The sequence below is a fragment of the Yoonia tamlensis genome (genome assembly GCF_900115105.1).
GTDB lineage: Bacteria > Pseudomonadota > Alphaproteobacteria > Rhodobacterales > Rhodobacteraceae > Yoonia > Yoonia tamlensis.
This window is the reverse complement of record NZ_FOYP01000001.1, coordinates 71,472-92,478: the sequence shown is the minus strand read 5'-3', so window position 1 is coordinate 92,478 and position 21,007 is coordinate 71,472. Positions and strand designations below refer to the sequence as shown.

At 54.4% G+C, this 21,007-nt stretch carries 17 protein-coding genes and 1 pseudogene; 12 read left to right on the top strand and 6 right to left on the bottom strand.

What is annotated here, in order from left to right; all coding sequences use genetic code 11:
* The first annotated feature begins 2 nt into the window (after positions 1-2).
* Positions 3-1,757 carry a phosphate ABC transporter substrate-binding/OmpA family protein gene (locus tag BM320_RS00460; RefSeq protein ID WP_090195002.1) on the top strand — a complete coding sequence of 585 codons (1,755 nt, stop codon included), beginning with the start codon at positions 3-5 and terminating at the stop codon, positions 1,755-1,757.
* Positions 1,758-2,186: 429 nt separating this feature from the next.
* Here the strand turns inward: BM320_RS00460 and BM320_RS00455 are convergent, their stop codons facing one another.
* Entirely contained in the window at positions 2,187-3,428 is a 1,242-nt protein-coding gene (locus tag BM320_RS00455) for a tyrosine-type recombinase/integrase (RefSeq protein WP_090200190.1), read from the bottom strand.
* A 308-nt stretch (positions 3,429-3,736) separates the two neighbouring features.
* Between BM320_RS00455 and BM320_RS16465 the strand changes: the two genes are divergently transcribed.
* The 6 genes from BM320_RS16465 (at position 3,737) to BM320_RS00430 (ending at position 7,872) form a co-directional block, all read left to right on the top strand.
* Entirely contained in the window at positions 3,737-4,090 is a 354-nt protein-coding gene (locus tag BM320_RS16465) for an Arm DNA-binding domain-containing protein (protein WP_242650920.1), read from the top strand.
* 28 nt (positions 4,091-4,118) lie between these two features.
* Positions 4,119-4,931, top strand: a complete 813-nt coding sequence (locus BM320_RS00450; protein WP_242650919.1) for a tyrosine-type recombinase/integrase — start codon at positions 4,119-4,121, stop codon at positions 4,929-4,931.
* Complete coding sequence (locus BM320_RS00445; protein WP_090194998.1) at positions 4,924-5,619, top strand: hypothetical protein; 696 nt, start codon at positions 4,924-4,926, stop codon at positions 5,617-5,619. Before BM320_RS00450 ends, BM320_RS00445 begins: the two co-directional genes overlap by 8 nt.
* Before the next feature lie 38 nt (positions 5,620-5,657).
* The gene (locus BM320_RS00440; RefSeq protein ID WP_242650918.1) at positions 5,658-5,876 is read left to right on the top strand and encodes a helix-turn-helix transcriptional regulator; all 219 of its coding nucleotides are present in this window, start codon (positions 5,658-5,660) and stop codon (positions 5,874-5,876) included.
* A 437-nt stretch (positions 5,877-6,313) separates the two neighbouring features.
* Positions 6,314-6,871, top strand: coding sequence for a hypothetical protein (locus BM320_RS00435; protein ID WP_090194994.1), 558 nt, complete (start codon positions 6,314-6,316; stop codon positions 6,869-6,871).
* A 131-nt stretch (positions 6,872-7,002) separates the two neighbouring features.
* The gene (locus tag BM320_RS00430; RefSeq protein WP_131802225.1) at positions 7,003-7,872 is read left to right on the top strand and encodes a site-specific integrase; all 870 of its coding nucleotides are present in this window, start codon (positions 7,003-7,005) and stop codon (positions 7,870-7,872) included.
* Positions 7,873-8,223: 351 nt separating this feature from the next.
* Here BM320_RS00430 and BM320_RS00420 read toward each other — a convergent pair whose 3' ends face one another.
* Genes BM320_RS00420 through BM320_RS00410 form a run of 3 tightly spaced genes read right to left on the bottom strand, consistent with a single transcriptional unit; the run spans position 8,224 to position 10,977 of the window.
* A complete protein-coding gene (locus tag BM320_RS00420) occupies positions 8,224-9,003 on the bottom strand; it encodes an ABC transporter ATP-binding protein (protein WP_090194988.1) in 780 nt (259 codons plus the stop codon).
* On the bottom strand, positions 8,996-9,991 hold the full coding sequence (locus BM320_RS00415) for a FecCD family ABC transporter permease (protein WP_090194985.1): 996 nt from the start codon (positions 9,989-9,991) through the stop codon (positions 8,996-8,998). Before BM320_RS00415 ends, BM320_RS00420 begins: the two co-directional genes overlap by 8 nt.
* Positions 9,988-10,977, bottom strand: a complete 990-nt coding sequence (locus tag BM320_RS00410; protein ID WP_090194982.1) for a FecCD family ABC transporter permease — start codon at positions 10,975-10,977, stop codon at positions 9,988-9,990. Before BM320_RS00410 ends, BM320_RS00415 begins: the two co-directional genes overlap by 4 nt.
* Before the next feature lie 101 nt (positions 10,978-11,078).
* Between BM320_RS00410 and BM320_RS00405 the strand changes: the two genes are divergently transcribed.
* The 5 genes and pseudogenes from BM320_RS00405 to BM320_RS00380 all read left to right on the top strand — a co-directional run bounded on the left by BM320_RS00405 (position 11,079) and on the right by BM320_RS00380 (position 18,505).
* On the top strand, positions 11,079-11,969 hold the full coding sequence (locus BM320_RS00405) for an ABC transporter substrate-binding protein (protein WP_090194981.1): 891 nt from the start codon (positions 11,079-11,081) through the stop codon (positions 11,967-11,969).
* Positions 11,970-12,088: 119 nt separating this feature from the next.
* Positions 12,089-13,281 (top strand): annotated as a pseudogene (locus BM320_RS00400) (IS3 family transposase).
* 328 nt (positions 13,282-13,609) lie between these two features.
* On the top strand, positions 13,610-17,092 hold the full coding sequence (locus BM320_RS00390) for a class I SAM-dependent DNA methyltransferase (protein ID WP_090194975.1): 3,483 nt from the start codon (positions 13,610-13,612) through the stop codon (positions 17,090-17,092).
* Positions 17,082-17,489 (top strand): hypothetical protein, encoded by a 408-nt coding sequence (locus tag BM320_RS00385; RefSeq protein ID WP_090194970.1) that lies wholly within the window; start codon positions 17,082-17,084, stop codon positions 17,487-17,489. The genes BM320_RS00390 and BM320_RS00385 overlap by 11 nt, the downstream gene beginning before the upstream one ends.
* Positions 17,490-18,211: 722 nt before the next feature.
* Entirely contained in the window at positions 18,212-18,505 is a 294-nt protein-coding gene (locus tag BM320_RS00380; RefSeq protein WP_090194967.1) for a hypothetical protein, read from the top strand.
* 181 nt (positions 18,506-18,686) lie between these two features.
* Here the strand turns inward: BM320_RS00380 and BM320_RS16635 are convergent, their stop codons facing one another.
* The gene (locus BM320_RS16635) at positions 18,687-18,875 is read right to left on the bottom strand and encodes a hypothetical protein (RefSeq protein WP_511256183.1); all 189 of its coding nucleotides are present in this window, start codon (positions 18,873-18,875) and stop codon (positions 18,687-18,689) included.
* A gap of 59 nt (positions 18,876-18,934) precedes the next feature.
* On the bottom strand, positions 18,935-21,007 hold a 2,073-nt coding region (locus BM320_RS00375; protein WP_165614962.1), incomplete at its 5' end, for an OmpA family protein.

Below are 21,007 nucleotides of genomic sequence, written 5' to 3'. Positions count from 1 at the left end.
ACATGGGACGATTATTTAACAAAAACTTGGCGGCGCAATGTGCAATCTCTGCAGCTTTGCTGGTGGCCACACCCGCAGTTGCAGATGTTGTCTTGACAACCACCGATGGTACAATTTCTCTAAGCGGTGAATTGCTTGATGTCACTGAGGACACCTATGTTCTTAAGACAGACACTGGCGAATTGCGGATACGGCGCGAATTTGCGACCTGCGAAGGCCCCGAATGCCCATCTGATGGCGAAGAGGTCGTCGATGAAACGGATGTTGTAACGCTGACCAGTTCAGATGGGCTGATCACGCTCAACGGGCGTTTGCTGGATTATTCTAATACCGAGTATGTGATTGAAACCAGCAATGGTAGCCTGACTGTCCGCCGCGAATTCGCGAGCTGCGAAGGCGCTGCCTGTCCGGGCTCCGCAAATGCCAGCGACCGCTTTGTCGTAACCGTACCCGGTGCGGATGGGGCGCAGCTCGTGGCTGCGATCATCGACGACTACACCGCAGCAAAGGACTTCAACCTGACGCAACAATTTGGCAGTGAATCAGGCCTCCCCGGCTTGTTGATTGGTGATGCGCGCGGTGCTGAGGTCGCAAGTGTCAGCATGCAGTCAATGAACACAGTCGATGCGATCAAGGCTTTGGTCGCGGGCGAAAGCCAATTTGCTGTGACCCGTGGCCGCGCAACCCCCGCGGATGTGACTGTTGCCCTTGGACGTCAGGTAACTGATATTTCAGAGGTTCTGACCGAAGAAATCATCGGCCTTGACGCGATCAGCTTTGTTGTCAGTGAAGACAATGGCATTGATGTCATTGACTTCCAGTCGATCCAAAAGATCATCAACGGTGAGATCACCCATTGGTCACAGCTTGGCGGTTCTAGCCAGCCAATCACCTTGCACACGCTGGCCAGCAATGACGCGCTTGGCGCGCAGTTGAACGCCCGCGGCTTTACCGGCATCAACGCAATGGGCAATGGCACAATCCACGCCTCTGTCGACGCGCTGAATGCAGCGGTTGCTGCGGACCCAACAGGTTTTGGCATCTTGTACCGGTCGCAAGCGGAAGGCGTCAAAGCGCTCAACCTTGCAACAGCGTGCAATATCTTTGTCGACAACTCTGATTTTGCGATCCAAACCGAAGAGCATCCGCTGACCCTGCGCTGGTACCACTATGCGCTGGCTTCGGGGACCGCATCGGAATTTGCACGCAATGTTGGGCAATATATCCCAACAGATGCTGGCCAAGCCTCTATCGCGTCGCGCGGTTTGGTGACCCAGCAGTTGCAAATCGTGCCAATGCAAGACCAAGGGGCACGTTTGCTCTCGACGGTTTTGACTGGGGATACAGATCGTGCGTCGAACAACGTGATGCGTGGCTACTTCAACCAAGCTGCCAACGCGCGCCGGATTTCGACATCTTTGCGGTTCCTCAGCGGCAACGCCACGCTTGATAGCAAGGCTGAAAGCGATATTTCGCGGATTTCTGAGATCGTTCGTTCGAATGAATACGAAGGCTATGAAGTGCTGGTCTTTGGGTTCAGCGATTCATACGGATCATTGGATGCAAACCTTGCCCTGTCAGAGCGTCGGGCTGATGCGGTGAAAGACGTGCTGCTTTTGGACAACCCTGGCTATCTCGATAGCGCCGCTGTCCGCAGCTATGGGATCGGCCCAATTGCACCGGTTGGCTGCAACGAGACCGACGAAGGGCGCGAACAAAACCGCCGCGTCGAAATCTGGATCCGTCCACGCGCCTAAGCTGATCTGAGACGACGACAAAAATGGCCCGGTGCAGAAATGCGCCGGGCCATTTGCGACTTGGCTGTTTCATAGATCCGCTGCGCGGGTTACCGAATCTTACATGGATTTCCTTCGCCTCATCGCGATCTCTGCCCTCCACCAACGACACGATATCGGCCTCATTCTCATTACTTGGGGGCACCCCCTGAGATACCCAGCCATGACCTACTGCGTAAAGTATTGCTGCCGTGGCACTCGGAAACCCTTCGTCACGTAGTACTTGATCACTTTCTTGCATTAAGCTTTCAACCCGCCCCCAAAAGACACTCTCGGTCGGGCCAACCCACTCGCGTTTGCTGCCATCATCATTTAACGGAAGTCTATGAATTAAGGTGTGAATGCCATCATCGCCTAGCACGGTAATTTGCTCTCTCGGCTCATCTTTACTCATTTGGCTGCGCCCAACGTAATAATTTCAGCCTCGCCCAGCGCCAAGTAGCTCGCCCAGCTATCCATTAAGATTTTGCGCTTTTCGAACAAATTGGACCGAGCATATGCCGCTTCGGACGCATCTTTAATGGCATGTGCAAGTGCAGCCTCAGCCACTTCCCGCGCAACATTGGTTTGTTCCTGCGCCCATGTACGGAATGAGGTTCTAAAACCGTGAACATCTGCCTCGAACCCCAACTCCTTAATTAACTTAGAAAGCGTCATATCAGAGAGCGGCTTACCCGCCTTCGTTCCCGCAAATATAAGATCGCCACCATCAGCAATATCCCTTGCTTCTTCCAGTATCTCAACGGCACGGGTGCAAAGCGGCACGCGGTGTTCACGCTTCATTTTCATTCGTTGCGCTGGAATGATCCAAACTGCCCGATTAGCAGGATTAGCGGGATTAGCAGAGGGATCAGTCTCGAACTCTATTTCGTCCCAAACCGCCTCCCGCACCTCACCAGACCGCGCGGCAGTCAGTATCAGGAACTCAAGGGCAAGTTTCGTTGAACGCCCTGCTCCTGAATTTTGTATGACCTGAATGCAGGTAGCAACTTCACCATAGGGCAACGCCTTGCGATGCTTCACAGCCTTCGTCTGCTTTGGCAACGCTTGATCAATATTTTCGGCTGGATTGTCTTGCCGCCAGCCCTGCGCAATTGCCCATTTCATGACTACGCCGATCCGCTGGCGCACACGCCGTGCCGTTTCTTGTTTGGTTAGCCAGATCGGTGTAAGCGCTGCCAACACGTCAGAGGTGGTGACATCACTGACTTTGTAACTCCCCATTGTAGGGAAAGTGTAAGTCTCAAGTGTACTTATGAACTGCGCTGCATGCTTGGGGTTCAACCAGCTTGGCTTGTTCAACTCATGAACCTTGCGTGCAGCATCTTCAAAGGTCAGAACAGCTTGGCTTTCACGCTTGGCCCGCAACGGGTCACCACCTGAACGCGCCACTTTAAGATTTTGCAGTGCGACATCCCTGGCTTCACTCAAACTGACGAGGTCAGCACTGCCCAAGCCCATCTCGGTACGCTTGCCGCGAATGGTAATCCGCTGCACCCATTGCTTAGCACCATTAGCTTTGACCTTAAGGAAAAGGCCGTTTCCGTCAAAGTGCTTGCCCGCCTGCGTCACGGTACGGACATATGCAGCCGTCAAAGCCTTCTTAGGTGTTCGAATTCCAGATGTTGCCATTATCTGATCCCCCAACTGATCCCCCAACTGATCCCCCACTATAAACGTGAATACACCGGAACCGACAGGAAGTCACGGGAAACATGAAGTCAAATATGTCATATTTTAAAAGACATTGCCGTACACCTTGGATCAACTGCGGAATTGACAATGGCGCCCCTCCAGTCCGCCATTTACCACTTTTGATGAATTCGAATAGGTCACCTTGGGCGGCCTTTTTTGTTTATTCGCTTAGCATTAGTGGTTTTTTGGTTTTCGGTGAATTTACTTCGATTGCACCTATATTCATTCCTTGAGTGGTATGTATCGTGGCCCTATCTGGTAAGCTGACGAAGAAACTCGTTGAGAATCTGAGCGCTGGGCGGCACGGCGATGGCAATGGTTTGTATCTCGTTGTCGACCCAAGCGGTGCACGGCGTTGGTTTGTGCGCGTTGTCGTCAAAGGCCAGAGGAATAAAAAAGGTGGCCCTCTGCGGACAGACTTTGGATTGGGCGGCGCTGACATCGTCACTTTGAACCAAGCGAGAGAGCGCGCGCTTGAATACCGCCGCATGGCAAAGCAGGGTCTAAATCCTCGCTTCAAAGCGCACCGCGAAGTGCCGACATTTGAAGAAGTCGCCCAACAAGTCCACTTTGATCGGATGCCGATGTGGAAAAAGTAAAAAGCATGGCGAACAGTGGATTGGCACTTTGCGCAGTTATGCCTTTCCCAAGATCGGTCGGATGCCGATAGATAGCATAGGCCAGCCCGAAATCATGATGTGCCTTGCACCAATCTGGACGGAAAAGCATGCAACGGCCAAACGTCTGGCGCAACGACTCAAAATTGTGCTGGACGTAGCCAAGTCCAAAGGTTTTCGATCCGGTGAAAACCCAGTGACCGGCATCAAAGACGCCCAAGCCTTGCCAAAGGTAAAACGCAAGCCAAAGCACCACATAGCGATGGTCTGGCAAGATGTGCCAAGTTTCTACGCGGATTTAAGACTGCGCAACGCAATGGCGGCAAAGGCTTTAATGTTCACTTGTTTGACGGGGTCGCGTACTGGCGAGGTGCTTGGGATGCGTTGGGAAAAAATTGACGCCAATGCACGGCTTTGGACCTGCCCAGCGCAACGGATGAAAACTGATGAAGATCACCGCATTCCGCAAACTGATGAAATGCTGGCGATAATTGAGCCATTGAGGGCCATGCAATCCGAGTATGTGTTTGAGGGTCAAAAGCGCCATAAGCCGATGTCGAACATGTCGATGCTGATGTTGTTGCGGCGAATGAATGTCGAGGGCGTTACGGTTCATGGTTTCCGATCCACATTCCGGGACTGGGCGTCAGAAGTGGCGAGCGTGCCGCGTGAGGTTGCAGAGATGAGCCTGTCACATCGCGTGGGATCAGATGTCGAGCGTGCGTACGCACGATCTGACTTGCTGGAGAAGCGCAGAGCGCTGACGGATCGGTGGTCGCGGTTTGTGGCAACGGGGCAGTCTGCGGAGGCTCGAGATGATTGAGGTCACAGTAAACGAGTTTGACCTCATGTTCATCGAGCTCGTCAGGGTCGGCTTGAGCGAAGAGACGATGGAACTGCGCGAAAGGGCCATCAAGAATGTAAAGCATGATGTCGTGGCTGACAGGATTGATAAGTTGATGCGGAAGCTGGGCCCCGAGTGGCGATCTGACCCGGCCAATTCAGAGTTCATACAGTGGGTCGCGATGACAGCGGGGCAAAGAACGGAAGCAGCTTTTGAGTTCTCAGAAACCGGTAAACGATACGAGGCTAAAAACGAACGCAAGCTTAACATTGCTGAACAAATAGGTCGCAAGATTTTTCTGTCGATCAAGGACGAAAAGTTTGAAGGCGTTCAGTCGCGTGGCGGAGTTCTCGAGCAGGTGCGCGAGGAGGCGAAGGCCGAAAAGATTAGCGGTGCCCGCGACAAAGACGTCATTCGGGAAGTTTGGAACACTTACCGAGGCGTGGTGCATTTGGGCATGGCGCTGGAGTATTGCGGAAACAATCCGGAGCAAGGTTTGAATGTCCTGCATTTGGTTGAGGAGTTCCGGCGCTGCTTGAGCGAGAATTGCCCGAGGGGCACCAAAGTGCCGTACGTCGATCCAGAAGAGCAAATTTCTTTTCTATATATATCAAAGCTTTGGGGTCCCCGATTTGGAAATCGGGGACTGACGTTTGATGTAGATTAGCGGGCATCCATTCGTTGCAAACCAAAGCAACCGAATGGATGTTGGCAGTGACGAATATATTTGAAAACAAACGTAGCTATGTCTTGGGTGATCCTGAGCTTGAGCTGCTGGGTGACCGTGACAAGCTTGCGCAATGGCGCCACAAAGGGATGGGCCCTGCCTATTACCGTCTGGGTCGCAAGATCGTTTACCGTGGGGGTGATCTCAATCAGTGGGTTGAAGCGCACCGCGTCGACCCGAATGCAGGGGGCAAGTAATGGCCCCCGCAACTCTTCTTTCGAGCCAATCATGGGGTGCGTGCGCCCTGACGGTTTCCGTGCGCGGTGAATTTGCGCTCGACAGCCTGCAAGTTTGGGGGACGTAGTCGTGCCCGCAACTTCGCCACATAGCCAATTGAACCTGTTCTCATCAGATGCCAACCCGGTAAAATCCGCTCGTGAGTCTCGCCAGAAGAAAACACCTCGGTGCGAGAGCTGTGCTGAGTGCTTTCTTTCGGATCGCGAAGTGGCAAAACGCTACGACGTCTCGCGCGCCTCGGTTTGGCGTTGGTTGGCCAGCGAGAAAACGTTCCGGCACCCGTCAAGCTGAGCGCAGGCACATCGCGCTGGAAGCTCAGCGACCTCGTTCAGTTTGAAGCGAAGGCACGCAAAGCCGAACGCAAGAAGCGCACAGCAACAAAGTTGGGCGCGGGCTAATGGCAAAGTCCTACAAAAACGTGTTCCTCAAGAAGAACCGGGTCTACTCGGTCGAGCAGTTGATGATCGCATGCGGTGTTACCGCCAATACGGTCTCTAACTGGGTGAAGGAGGGGTTGATGCCCTCTGACGCGCAGAAGCCATATGTGTTCCGTGGGGCTGTTGTTGTCGCATTCCACAAGCATCAACGCTCGTTGAAAGGCCGCAAACTTTTGCCCGCCGAGTTTTGGTGCCGGTCGTGCCAAGCATCGGTCGAGCCGGATCCAGAAGCCGTGACTAAAATCCGTGCAGCGAATGGGCGTCCCATGCTGCAGGCGGTTTGTCCGTCATGTTCGTCCAAGGTCCAGAAGATAACGCATGAGACTGATTGCGACAGCTTTCAGGATTGTCGCAATCCCAATATCCCCACGGACTGCTGTCGCGAAGAAAAAACCGACTTGCGTGGGGGTATTTGGATTAACATGGGTAATCAAAGCGAGATCTACTCCTCGGAGAATGATCGCATCATTCACAAATGGCAGAGCTATGCCGGACGCTATGATGAAAAACCATCGTAAAGCACCTCGCTGCGATCCGGTATTTTGAACAATGTCTGTCGGGAAAGTCGTTCGGTAAGCTACGTATCGACGACTTTTCAGCGGTACGTGATGATCTCAAGCGACGCGCCAATGTCACGTCCGATGACAGGATGTCGGCTTCATCAATCAAACACACGATCTCGTACCTCGGCTCGTTTTTTGATTGGTTGATTAGCCAGGAAGGGTACAGACGTTTGCCTCGTGATTTTCGGGGTTACTTGGTTGTGCCCAAGGCGATCCTTGCGAAACCGGCACAGACGAAGCAGAAAGACTTTCCGAGTATTGAAGACGCCGAGCAGCTGCTGCTGGACATGCCAGAAGAGTCACTCGTTGAGATGCGGTCGCGTGCGATATTTGCCTTGGCGTTTCTCGGAGCATTGCGGGCCGACACGCTCGCGTCGTTTCAATTGCAACACGTTCAAATCGCGCAACGTCTGATCATACAGGATGGCGGGGCATCTCGGACCAAAGCTGGCAAAAGCATCAACATATTCTGGTTCCCGATCGCCAAAGCCTTTGAGGAGATCGTTGTGGCATGGATCGAGCAACTTTGGATGTTGGGTTTCCGCGACACAGATGCGCTGTTTCCCGATACCAAGTGGCTGAAGCACAAGGTCGATCTGGTGAAACAGATACCGGTTATGTCGACAACCTATGCCGTGACAGACGCGTTCAGAGTGGCCAGCCGCGACCTCAAGGTGCCATATACGCCCCATGCAGCAAAACACACGATCGGAGCAGAACGCGACGCCCGTCCGTTGACCCATCAAGAGCGCAAAGCGTGGTCATTGAACATCGGTCATGAAACAGAACAGATCACGGAACGTCATTACGGGACGATGCCTGAAGATCAGCGATTTGAGGTCTTGAAAAACATCGGCACTGGTCGCGCACCGGATGTACCTCAGATGACTGACGAAGATAAAATCGCATTTTATGACGCGGTGGTGGAGAAGATCGGATTTGGCAGACAGCGGTAACAACGGCGGGTGCAAATCTCGACGTGGCGTATCACGTCTGTCCCAATCTTGAATGCATTGAGGGCTCTGGATTATTGTGCGCGAACGGCCCATTGCGGACCTTGGCGTCGCAACGCTGCGCTGCAGCTTCCCCGAAGCGGACATTGGTAATGGAGCGCAGCATTTTGGCGAGGCCGATGACTGAAATGCGGGACAAAACGGCCTTTGCCCTTTGCATAACGAACGGCCGCTGCACACGTTTTGCGACAGCAGCGAAGAACAGCAAAGGCGGATTGTGGGCCTTCTCAGCGGCAACGAAAGAAGTTTCAGAAAGTTGAAGAGCGGACGAAGGGTTTAGGGAAAACGGGTTATTTAGTCGACAACGATAAACGGGCGTTCTCGGTTATTGAGGTGGCCGAAGGAAATGGACCGCTTATAGATTGCTGATAGCCGCTTCTCAGTGACTGCCTCTGCAAATGTATTTTGCGCGATGATTCGCCCCTGATCCATCAAGATGACGTCGTCCGCGAAACGGGCCATCAGGTTCAGGTCATGTAACACGACGACAACGGTCCTGTTTTCCGCTTGGACCAAATCCCAGAGAAGTTCAATGGTTTCAACGGCGTGCGTCACATCAAGGTGGTTTGTTGGTTCGTCCAGAAGAACCCACGGCGCGGATTGGGCGAGGGTCATTGAAATCCACGCACGTTGTTTCTGGCCCCCTGACAGCGCCGCGATTGGTCTGTGCGCATAGGCATCCAGTTTCGTGGATTTGAGCGCTGCATCGATGGCGTCATGGTCGTCGACCGAAAGACCGGACAAAGCCGTGCGATGTGCATATCGCCCCAGTCCCACCAGATCGCGGACCTTCAATTCGGACGGTACATGGGGTGATTGTGGCAACATGGCTATTTGCTTGGCCCGCGATTTGGGCGGTATTTGTGCCAAGGGCTGTCCATCAAGATGCACCGCTCCGCGCGATGGTGTCAGTTGCGCCGCTGCAATGTTCAACAACGTGGATTTTCCGCATCCGTTTGGGCCGCAGATCGCCGTCAAACGCCCTTTTGCAAAGGTCGCTGACACATCGTGCAAAACCGGTGTTCCGGCGTAAGCGAAAGAGACGTCTTTTATGGTTAAGCCTTGGTTAGTCACGGCGGACCTCTTTGATTAGTAGCCAAAAGAAATAGGGGGCTCCGACAAGTGCAGTGATCGCTCCTGTTGGCAGCTCTAGCGGGGCGGCCATCGTGCGCGCAAAGATGTCGGCGCCCAGAACAATCGCGGCCCCAACAGCCGGTGTGACGATCAACAGCGCGCCCATCCTAAGCCCCACAAGCGCCCGTGCAATATGCGGGGCCAGCAGGCCGACAAACGCCAACCCGCCTGCAAATGATACGGCTGCGGCGGTGAGAATGACGCTTAATCCCAGAACCGCCACTTTTGTGTAATTAAGCGCAAGCCCCGTTGCGCCCGCGCTTTGATCATCGAGTAAAAGCTGGTCCAACGGGCGCGCCATTGCCGCCAGCACAGGTGTCAGCACAACCAACACGCAGGTTAAGATAGCCACATCATCCCAGTGGGCCGCATGCACAGATCCCGCCAGCCAGATCAATGATTGGCCCGCGCGGTATACCGGGCCAAGGACAATCAGCACGGTCACGAGAGCTTTGGCCAAAGCCGCCGCTGCGATGCCGTAAAGGATCAAACGGGCAGGCTGCATCAGGTCGCGGGCTGCCACCAATGCAACCAACGCGGCGAAACTCAATGCCCCCAATGTCGCGGCCAACGGTAACCAATGGACAGAAACAACCAAGGCGTTCGCCTCGTTCGAGAATAGCATGAGGAACAAGACGACCCCCACCGCCGCACCATCGACCAGCCCCAACACGGAAGGTGATGCGATCGGATTACGCACGACATGTTGCAGCAACAGCCCGGCCAACGCGAGCGCCGCCCCCGCCAACATCGCAAGCAAAACGCGCGGCATGCGCAAGGTCCAAATGATAATCTCATCCGTGCGTGTGCCTTGGCCAAACAACGCTGCTACGACACGGTCAAGCGGCATCCAAGATGACCCGATGCCCGTGGCTAGAATGGCCAGAAAGCCCAAAAAGATAAGGGGTGCAGAGAGTCTCAGGATCATGCCACTGCTCCGTCTTGCCGCCGGACCAATGCGATCAAAACCGGGGCTCCCACCAAGGCCAACATCGCGGTAACGGGTGCTTCTTGCGGTGCCACGACCAGTCGTGCCGCAATATCCGCGCAAACGGCCAAGGTGCTGCCAATCAGCGCGCTGAAGCCGATCCGCCAGCCAAAGCTTTGCACTCCTGTCATGCTCGCCAGATGCGGTGCGACCAATCCGACAAACCCAACGGGCCCCGCGATTGTTACGCAGATACCGGCCAGTACGGTGGCAAGCGCAAGCGCGATGATCCGTAAACGGGCGACATTCACACCAATCGCCTGCGCTGCGGGCTCACCGATTTGCAAGGCTTGCAGCCCTTGGGCCAAGGGTGCGGCCAACAAAACACCCACCCCGATCACAGGCAGCGCGACCCATAACATTTGCGGGTCACGGTCCGCGAACCCACCCGCGAGCCAGAACAGCAAGGCCTCCATCGTGCCCTCGTCGGTGACGATCAACACTTGGGTCAGCGCCGACAACATCGCCGCAAGGCTGACACCGGCCAAAACCAATGTGACCGAGGTCATGCGCCCACCGGCCAGGGCCAAAAGCATGTAGAGCAAACAGGTCGCCATTGTGGCCCCCGCCAGCGCAAAGATCGACAGCACATGTAGGGATGAAACACCAAAGACGCTAAACGCGAACACGACGGCAAAGCTGGCCCCGGCATTCACCCCCAGCAATCCGGGGTCGGCCAATGGGTTGCGCAAAACAGATTGCATCAACAGCCCGCACACCGCCAACGCGGCCCCAACGCCGCATGCAGCCAAGGTGCGCGGCACTCGCAAGCCATTCACGATCAACGCGACTTCGCTGGTGTCAGGGGCTGTCAGAGCCGCCCAAACCTGCACTGGCGTATAGAGCCGCAGACCGAGATGCAGGCTGGTACATAGCGCGATGGCCAATGTCAGAACCAGCAAGCCGAATAGATAATATTTTAGCAATTGACGTATCCGAGTATTTCACTCAGAAAAGCTAACAGGGTTACGCAGCTGCCGCCACCGTATTCTGTCATGCATTCAAACTTTATAGAAAGGAGACCGCGATGCTGCGCTCTCTACTCACTGCACTTGTCTTTTTTCCTGCGGCACTCGCTGCTGAAACGATCACCCACGCGATGGGAGAGACCGAAGTGCCCGATAGCCCGCAACGCGTTGTTGTGTTGACAAACGAAGGCACCGAGGCGGTCTTGGCCGTTGGTGTTGTCCCCGTTGGTGCGGCACAGTCCTGGCTGGGTGAACCGTGGTATCCCCATATCACCGACGCCATGGGCGATGCCGTCAGCCTTGGCAAAGAAAGCGCGATCAATCTTGAGCTGCTCGCAGCGCTCGAACCTGATCTGATCCTTGCCAACAAACAACGCCACGAAGAGATCTACCCCCAACTTTCCGCGATTGCCCCGACTGTTGTGTCAGAACGTCTTCGCGGAGATTGGCGCCTGAACTTTGAGCTTTATGCAAGCGCACTTGGTCGCGCGGATGAAGGTGCAGCGGCGCTGACCGCGTTTGAAAGCAATGTGGCGAGTTTGTCCGAAAAACTGGGCGACGCCAAAGACGAACAAGTCAGCGTCATCCGCTTCTTGCCGACACAGATCCGCATCTATCAACTGGATAGTTTTTCCGGATTTATCCTTGGCGCAATTGGCTTTGATCGTCCTGAAATTCAGAACGTTGACGACTTTGCCATCCGGACCGGCAAGGAAAGCATTCCCGACATGGACGGTGATCGCATCTTCCATTTTACCTGGGATACCGGCGATGGCGAAGGTCTGGCCGCGCGTGATGATTCCATGTCCGACCCGCTATGGCAGTCACTTTCCGCCGTCGCTGAAGGCCGCGTGCATGAAGTCAGCGATCCTATCTGGAACACCGCAGGGGGTATCTTGGCCGCCAATCTGATGCTGGAAGACATCGCGCGTATCTACGGCGTCGAGTAACGTTTTTCGCGTAAACCACAGATAATCGCGGCCGCTGTGTGAGCTACCCCCCGAATTTCGGACACTGACGTAAGCTGCTATTTATAGTCTCCTGATCTTCAACACGAAGGAGATCAGGAATGTCGAAACGGAAGCAACATCACCCAGAGTTTAAGGCTAAGGTCGCGTTAGAGGCGCTGAACGGCGAAGAGACGGTCAGCGAATTGGCCAGTCGGTTCGGCGGACATCCGACGATGATCCATCAGTGGAAACGGGCCTTGTTGGAAGGCGCGTCTGGTGTTTTTGAGCGTGGCAGCCTGAAGGCACCGGAAGCGGTCGTAGAACAGGTCAAAGACCTCCACGCCAAGATCGGGGAGTTGGCCGTCGCCAACGATTTTTTGGCCAGAAAGCTCAAACCCTGGACCGGCAAGTGAGGCGCAATATGATTGAACCGAACCTGCCCGCGCTGTCAGTTGACAAGCATTGCGCGTTGCTGTCGATCTCGCGATCATCGTTTTACTACGAGCCAAAGGGCGAGACGGAGATGAACCTCGATCAGATGCGTCTGATCGATAAGCAGTTCCTGGAGACCCCGTTTTACGGTGTGCGTCAGATGACATAGCATCTGCGCAATGAAGATCATCTTGTGAACGAAAAGCGGATCAGACGCCTGATGCGGTTGATGGGCCTTATGCCGATCTATCAGAAACCTAACACCAGTAAGGCGGCCAAGGGGCACAAGATTTACCCGTATCTGCTGCGCGGTCTCCTGGTGGATCGGCCCAACCAGGTTTGGTGCACTGACATCACCTACCTACCCATGTGGCGCGGCTTCCTCTATCTGGTGGCCGTTATGGACTGGCACACGCGCAAGGTGCTGGCCTGGCGGATATCGAACACGCTGAAAGCTGAGTTTTGCGTCGACGCCCTGAACGGGGCCATCCACAAGTTCGGCGCGCCAGAGATCATGAATACGGATCAGGGCAGCCAGTTCACCTCAGTTGCGTGGGCAGATCGGCTGCGACGGTCAGCTGTCCGTATCTCGACGGACGGCAAAGGCCGTTTCCTCCCCTCTCATCGTTTCTGCGAAACGACTGCCGGGCAACGGATCAACATCTTTGTCGAACGATTGTGGCGGTCTCTGAAATACGAGTGCGTCTATCTGCATGCTTGGGAGAGCGGTTCAGAGGCCAAGGCGGGCGTTAGAAAGTGGATCGAGCCCTCCAATCACAAGCGACCGCATTCCTCGCTTGGCGGCAGGCCACCCGCCGTGGTCAACTGGCATAGAAATGAAACAGCCAACCCCGATCAGCAGGTGCAAAGAGCAGCTTAATTTACGCCAGATCCTGTCCAACATTTGGGGAGTAGCTTAGATTCATTTCATGTGAACGCAGTGTTTCGCGGCGCTTTCGCCCAAGTTCAATTACATCCCTATACACCCCATAGCATTCGCAAAACCTTGGGACAGGAAATGAGTGACCGAAACTTGCCGTTAGATGCGCAAAAGGCATGGTCGCAGAATTTGGGGCATGAGAATATGGCAACCACGATTTCCAGTTATTTGCCCGTGTCAGAAGAAGAACAGGGCCGGTTGATCAAAGGTTTGTATGCAACGCCGTAGCTAAAAACCTGAACTGCGGGATTGAAACGCCCACCAATACATGCGCAACTTCCAATTGATAAATTTGATACTTTGGGCGGTACATGTGCAGATAGAAGAGTTCATTGAGCGTTGGCTCGGGTCAGGCGGTAGCGAAATGGCAACTGCCCAGACATTCGCGATTGAGTTGACCGAACTATTGGGCGTGGCACGTCCCAATGTATCGGACAAGGACGGTGATTTTCTCGACTATCGCTTTGAACGGCCTGTGACGCTGACCCATACTGGGCGCAAACGAAATGGGCGCATCGACCTCTACAAGAAAAATCACTTTATTCTTGAAGCCAAGCAATTCGTTTCGCCCGATGCCAAGGATAAGAACACGCTCGAACTGTTCCTTGAAAAGGATGCGACAAAGCAAACGGGGCATGGCAAACGCGGCACGTCCAAATTTGACGACACAATGCTGAAAGCCCGAAATCAGGCTGACAACTATGCGCGCGCCGTCGCCAAGGAAGACGGCTGGCCACCCTTCTTGATGGTCGTGGACGTTGGTCATGTGATCGAGCTTTATGCGGACTTCTCGGGACAAGGACAGGGCTACAACCAGTTCCCTGACGGCAACCGCTACCGCATCTATCTCGAAGACCTGCGCGACGAAGAAACCCGCGATCTGTTGCGCACGATCTGGACAGACCCGCAAAGCCTTGATCCATCGCTCCAATCGGCGAAGGTCACGCGCGAAATCGCGGCGCACCTTGCGGAACTGGGCAAAAGTTTTGAAGGTCAAGGGCATGAAAGCGAGGCGGTTGCGCGGTTTCTGATGCGTTGCCTGTTTTCAATGTTTGCCGAAGACGTGGACCTGATCCCGCGTGGCAGCTTCACTGCACTTTTGCAAAAACTGCGTGGCCACCCCGAACATGCGGAACCGTCCTTGCGCGGGCTGTGGCAAACCATGGACAAGGGCGGCTTTTCCCAAGTTCTGATGCAAGACCTCAAACGGTTCAATGGCGGGCTGTTCAAAGAGGCGGACGCCCTGCCCCTTGATAACCTGCAACTAAGCCTGTTGATCGAAGCGGCGGAAGCCGACTGGAAACAGGTTGAACCCGCGATTTTCGGCACCCTGCTTGAACGCGCGCTGGATAAACGGCAACGGCACAAGCTGGGCGCACATTACACGCCGCGCGCCTATGTGGAACGGTTGGTGACACCGACAATCATGGAACCCCTGCGCGAAGACTGGCGCGATGTGCAAACGGCGGTGCAGCGTCTGGCAAGCGATGGCAAGGAAGCAGATGCGCGCAAGCTGGTCCACGACTTCCACGCCAAGCTCTGCGAGATCAAGGTGCTGGACCCTGCCTGTGGGTCTGGCAACTTTCTTTATGTCGCGCTTGAAATGATGAAACGGCTAGAGGGCGAGGTAACAGCCCTGCTGTCCGAATTGGGCGAAGACCAAACCAGCTTTATCACCGTGGACCCGCATCAATTCCTTGGGATCGAATTGAACCCATGGGCGGCCAACGTGGCCGAACTGGTGCTGTGGATCGGCTACCTGCAATGGCATTTCCGCACCTATGGCAACGCGGCCCCGTCCGAACCTGTGCTGCGCGACTTCAAGAATATCCGCAATGCTGACGCCGTGCTGGAATGGGACGGGCGCACCCCACGTATGGACGCGAACGGCACCCCTGTGACCCGCTGGGACGGGGTGACGACCATACGGCACAACGTGACGGGCGAAGAAGTGCCAGACCCCACTGCGCGCATTGCCGTATATGACTATGCGAAGCCCAAAGCGACCAAATGGCCAGAGGCAGAGTTTATCGTCGGCAACCCGCCGTTTATTGGAAATAAGCGGATGCGCGACAACCTTGGCGATGGCTATGTCGATGCACTGTGGAAAGCCTATCCCAAGATGCCGCAATCGGCTGATTTGGTGATGTTCTGGTGGGAAAAGGCGGCGTTGGCCGCGCGGGGCTGGAATGCCAAAACAGGCAAAGGCACGCGGCGGTTTGGATTGATCACAACCAATAGCTTGCGTCAGACGTTTAACCGCAGGGTGCTAGAACCGCATCTGAACGATCCCAAAAAGCCGCTTTCTCTATTGTTTGCAATTCCCGATCACCCTTGGGTCGATACACAATTCGGCGCGGCTGTGCGAATTTCTATGACTGTTGGGGCGGTTGGTAATCGAGGCGGGCGCTTGTTGACAGTTGCAAGTGAGACCAAAGTGGCAATGGAAGCAGATGGGCATTTGGTGACGTTCGACCACCAAGCTGGAAAGGTTTTCGCGAATTTGCAAATAGGCGCTGATGTTGCCAGTTCCAAATCACTTTTGGCAAACAACGACATTTCTCATCAAGGATTGATCCTCGTTGGTCAAGGCTTTCGTTTGGAAGAAAGCGAAGCTAAAGCATTGCTTGCGGAAAAGCCAAATTTGAAGTCTTACCTTTCACGCTATCAAAATGGAAAACAGTTCATAGATGGCCGGATGGCTTGGCAAGTTATCGATTTTTTTGGGTTAACGGAATTGCAGGCTAGAAGTTTAGCACCTGAACTCTTCCAAATTTTAAGAGATCGGGTCTGGCCAGAACGCGCCCAGAATAGAGACAAGCAGTTTCGTGAAAGTTGGTGGCTATTTGGCAGGCAGCGACCAAGCTTGCGGGAAGGAATTGCTTCACTCGAGCGTTACATAGCGACATGCCGAACAGCAAAGCACAGAGTTTTTGGTTTTGTTGATTCAGACGTCTTGCCAGATGCAAAGCTTATTGGAATCGCTTTAGGCGACGCGTCCTTGATGACAGTTTTGAGCAGCCATATTCATGTTAGGTGGTCGATTGCTTCTGGAGGTTGGCTAGGTGTCGGCAATGATGCAAACTACAATCACGCGGAATGTTTTGACAAATTCCCCTTCCCAGACCTCACCGACGCGCAACGCACTCACCTGCGCCAGCTTGGTGAAGACCTTGATGCGCATCGCAAGCGTCAGCAGGCCGCCCACCCCAAGCTGACCCTGACGCAGATGTATAACGTGCTGGAAAAACTGCGCGCGGGTGACGTGATCGAAGGCAAGGATCGCGAGATTTATGACCAAGGCTTGATCGGTATCCTGCGCGACCTGCACGACCAGATTGATGCCGCTGTGGCCGATGCTTACGGCTGGCCCGTGGACCTGTCTGATGAAGAGATTTTGCTGCGCCTTGTCGCGCTCAACAAAGAACGCGCCGAGGAAGAGGCGCGCGGCCATATTCGCTGGCTCCGCCCCGACTACCAAAACCCGACAGGCAAGCAGGCGGCACCGGGCAAAACCACCGACATGGATTTGGGCGTTGTGGCCAAGGTCGAAAAATCCCCATGGCCCAAAACCCTGCCCGAACAAATCGCCGCCGTGCGCGAAGCCTTGGGCGAGATGGGCGAAGCCACCCCCGACCAAATCGCCCGCCGGTTCGCACGTGCAAGGGCCACGACAGTCGCACCGCTACTCGACAGCCTCGCGGCGCTGGGCCAAGCCGATAAAACCGAAGAGGGTAAATATGCAGCATAGGATCATCGCGGCGCTATGTCTCGTGGCATTCGGTTCATCCGCAACCGCCCAAGGCTTCACTTGCAGGGGCGGCACGCAACCGTCGTGCCTGGGTTTTGGCGACACGGTCTGTTCATCATCCGGTCGCTGCGTGGATCAATACGCCTCGTGCTTTGATAGCTATCAGTGCAATTACGAAGGCTTTACCTGCAAATCAAACGTCACGGAATGTGTCGACGACTACAATGATCTGCTACGCACCCACAACACGTTGGTCGATGACTACAATGACCTTTTGAACGAACGTAATACGTTGCTAGATACAGGTAGGACATTGGCCCGAGATTTGGACAACACAAGGTATTGCCTGCAACTGGCATCGACGCTGGAAGCCGCGAAAGCATGTGAATGGCAGTAGGCTGGAAACGGGCCCGATCTTGGGTTCAAACACACCATTTCTGATCTTTGCGTGGTATTGAATGTGGTATGTTTCTTTTTGATAATATTATTATGAAGCAAAGCCATATAGTTAGGCAGATAGTGCGGATGACCCCCAGTCCGCCATATAATTCATCCAAATCATTATTTTTGTTCGGAAATTTATGATCTGAGCATAGACACCCCCCCACCTGATCCCCCAAGTAGTTCCAGAAGTACTCGAACCTTGGCAAAATTCGCATCGTACGCCCTTCTTGCGATTAACTAAATCTATTGAAGCACCAACCTACCACCTTGAGGCTTTCCTTTCTTTTCCGCACCCGCTAAGATTGAATTCGTTCTTAGGGCTTGTACTTATTATGAAATATTACGCAGTCGCATTTTCTATGTTGACCGCTTTTGCGACACCTAGTTTCGCAGAATGGTATGAAGGCGGATCACTCCACCGCGCCACCGCCGCTCAGTGGGGCGCAGCGAGTCCATCTAACAGGCTAGCGACTTCTGGAGATTGGGCCGCACACATTTTGGGTGAGAGCGTTGTAGGGCAGATCGGCATTGACGGTTTGAGAAATCGTGCTCAAAGTTTATCAAACTGCATTACTGAAGCGGCAACTGGCCCAGCGCCAAATAGTGCGGCCAGCGAACTTGCAGCAGCATGTGCAATACTTATGAATTGGTAATTAGAGTAGAGAGTTTACGATAATGGCAAAACTCAACGACATTGACCTAAAAAATATTAAAGAACTTTTTTGCAAAGGTGGTGAAGAAGGCTTCAGAATCGTTCATGTGGCGCATCCTGTCCGAAGGAACACCCAGAACTATCACGACGCATCAAACACAATAGAAACCTACCCACCGAGCTTTACTTTGGAAGGTGAAGGAACCGTTAATTTAGATGACGGTCAATTGCGGGTGCTGAAAAGCAACGAGATCTTAGTTCCATACAGGGCATATATGACTGATAAGTCGTTAATAGATATCGATCAAGATACCTAGTTTTAGTCTGAGGATTTCACTGCATTCAGGAAAAGGACGGCGGGTGCAAAACTGCAATCCCGCCGCCCCATGCTGCTAATCCCGCTAATCTGCTAATCCGTTAGATCGCCCCCCGCACTATTCGGTATGCCTCCTTTCGCACCTTTCCGCGAATTTCTGCGCCTGCCTCAAACGGCACCAGTCACCCCGCATTAACAAGCGTCTTGATTGCGGCCTTCGCGGCTTTCAATTCACGCAACGGATTTGGGCCAGGCTGCACAACTTCGCTTGGCAATAATTCAGGGTGCTGCCATTTGCTCAGCAACCACAATCTTAATTGCTCAGACTTCGCAGTAGGGGTGCCCCCAGAGGCACTTTCGTACACGCGCATGCAAAAAAGGCAGGTGCATTGCTGCACCTGCCTTTTTCAGTTTCAAAGACCTGTTCGGGTTAGAACTTGACGTCGTATGCCGCGCCAAGTCCGAATGCGCCGCGTGTTGTCATGTCGGCCTGTGCGCTCAGCACGCCAACCTCCATCTCACGTGCGACGCTCATGGAAAGCGACCCCATTGTGTAGCTTTCGCCCCACTCGCCATCAAGCTCGACAGCGTAGGTCAGGGCTGTGTTATCGCCCGCGCTTTCGATCCCGATTGCGCCGCCAACACCACAGACACCGTCCAGTGCACCCAAAGATTGGTAGCAAGAGACGCGCGGGTTGAACCAGAGGTTCGCCCGGCCATCTTGGATCAGGTAATCCGTCCGAATTTCCGCAAAGACGCGCCCACCAGAGATCGCATCCAGTTCTAGACCGCCGGCCTCTGTCAGGCCGCCCAGTTCAGCGATGACATCCACGTCTGCACCGGGTGCATAGATGTAGTCAAACCCAACACGTGGTGCGACGACAGCCTTGCCAAGCGCGAACTCGCCCGAAATGGCCGCCCCGGCAAAACCTGCCAGATAGGTATAGTCACCATTCGCGTTGACGACGCCAAAGTCACGGGTGAACGCCAGGTCAAACGAATGGCGGCCCGCTGCGGCACCAAGGTAGTAGTCCAAGAACAGGTCATGCTCCAGACGTTTGGCACCGTAGATACCGGCATTCAGCCCAAACCCGTCGATCTCACCATTTGCCAGCGTAGTGACTTCAGAGCGCGAGCCGTAAAGCCCTACAAAGTAGCCAAAGACGCTTTCGCTGCCACGGTACTGTTCACGACGGTACGACAGGTTGATCGCACTTTGTGTCTGGCCTGTCTCTGTGTCGACATAGCTGACAGACCCTTCCAATACCTCACGGCGATCCGTGATACAGCTGTGCTGGTCTTGCGTGAAATCGCCCTGCGCTGACACACCGCTATCGTTCGCGGTCATGTTGAGATTGCGCGCAAGGTTAAAGCTATCGTCACATTGGCTGTACTCGGCATGACCGGTGCTTTCATTGCTGATCGGACGGAACTCAACCCGGCGGTTCAAACGCATGCCTTCGGCTGTGGTGTTGGTTGCGATGGGTTCGCGCTCGCCATAGCCGCGGGCAACATAGCCCGTCACATCCACACCACGTTCCGCAAGCGCAAGGCGCACGGCCGCGACACGGCGTTGGCTGAGGTCGATGTTATAGGCGTCAGATTCGCGGAAGTCAGTGTGACCTGCGATCTCAAACGATGCGCCCTCACAGCTTTGCAAGATCTCTGCAACATCATCCAGCGTTTGATTGCTCTCAGGCTTGATGATCGCCTTATCCGTGTCAAACAACACGTTCTCAACTGCAAGACGCGCATTCACATCAGCCAAACAAGCCTCTGGTGAACGCTGACGCAAACGATCCAAAGCATCAGCAGAGTAGCCGGAGATTTGGTTTACTTGTGTCGTCAACGTGTTGGCCAGATCTTCCTCCAAGATGACCTCGAGATCGCTCTCGATTCGTGTGATCAAATTGAGCGGGTCAACGACCAACGTGACCGTCGCTGTGTCACAGTTGGCTGGATTGAACGCCTCACATAGCTCGTATGTATAGACATAGGTTCCCGCCGTTGTTCCAGCAGCGACCGTCACGATACCCGTGTTCGGGTCAAGGTCGATCCCACCGGCAGCAGGCGTCACATCAAGCCCCAAAGCGGTACTGTCCTGCGCCGTGCCAGATTCGTTGATGATGACGTCAGAACCAATCGAGGGGTTCGTCACGCCGTTCAGCGAGTCATTGGCCACGACATTGGGGATAGATGCCCCGGTCGCGCCGTCCACATTGGGTGGTGTGTCGTCTACCGCTTCGATCGGGGTCGCAGCAACCGTCACAGTGACCGTCGCCGTCTCACAGTTTGGCGTCGGTGAAGCCAGATCACACAGATCGTAATCCATCGTGTAATCACCCGGCAGCACAGATGTGCCGTCGTAGATCACCGCACCCGTTGTGGTGTTCAAGCTAAAGCCAGTCGGCCATGTGCCGTTCTCGGCAACAGTCGCATTGCCACCGGACCCCAGCGTCGCAGCCACACCGTTCACCGTATCCGGTGTCCCCTCAGTCGTCAC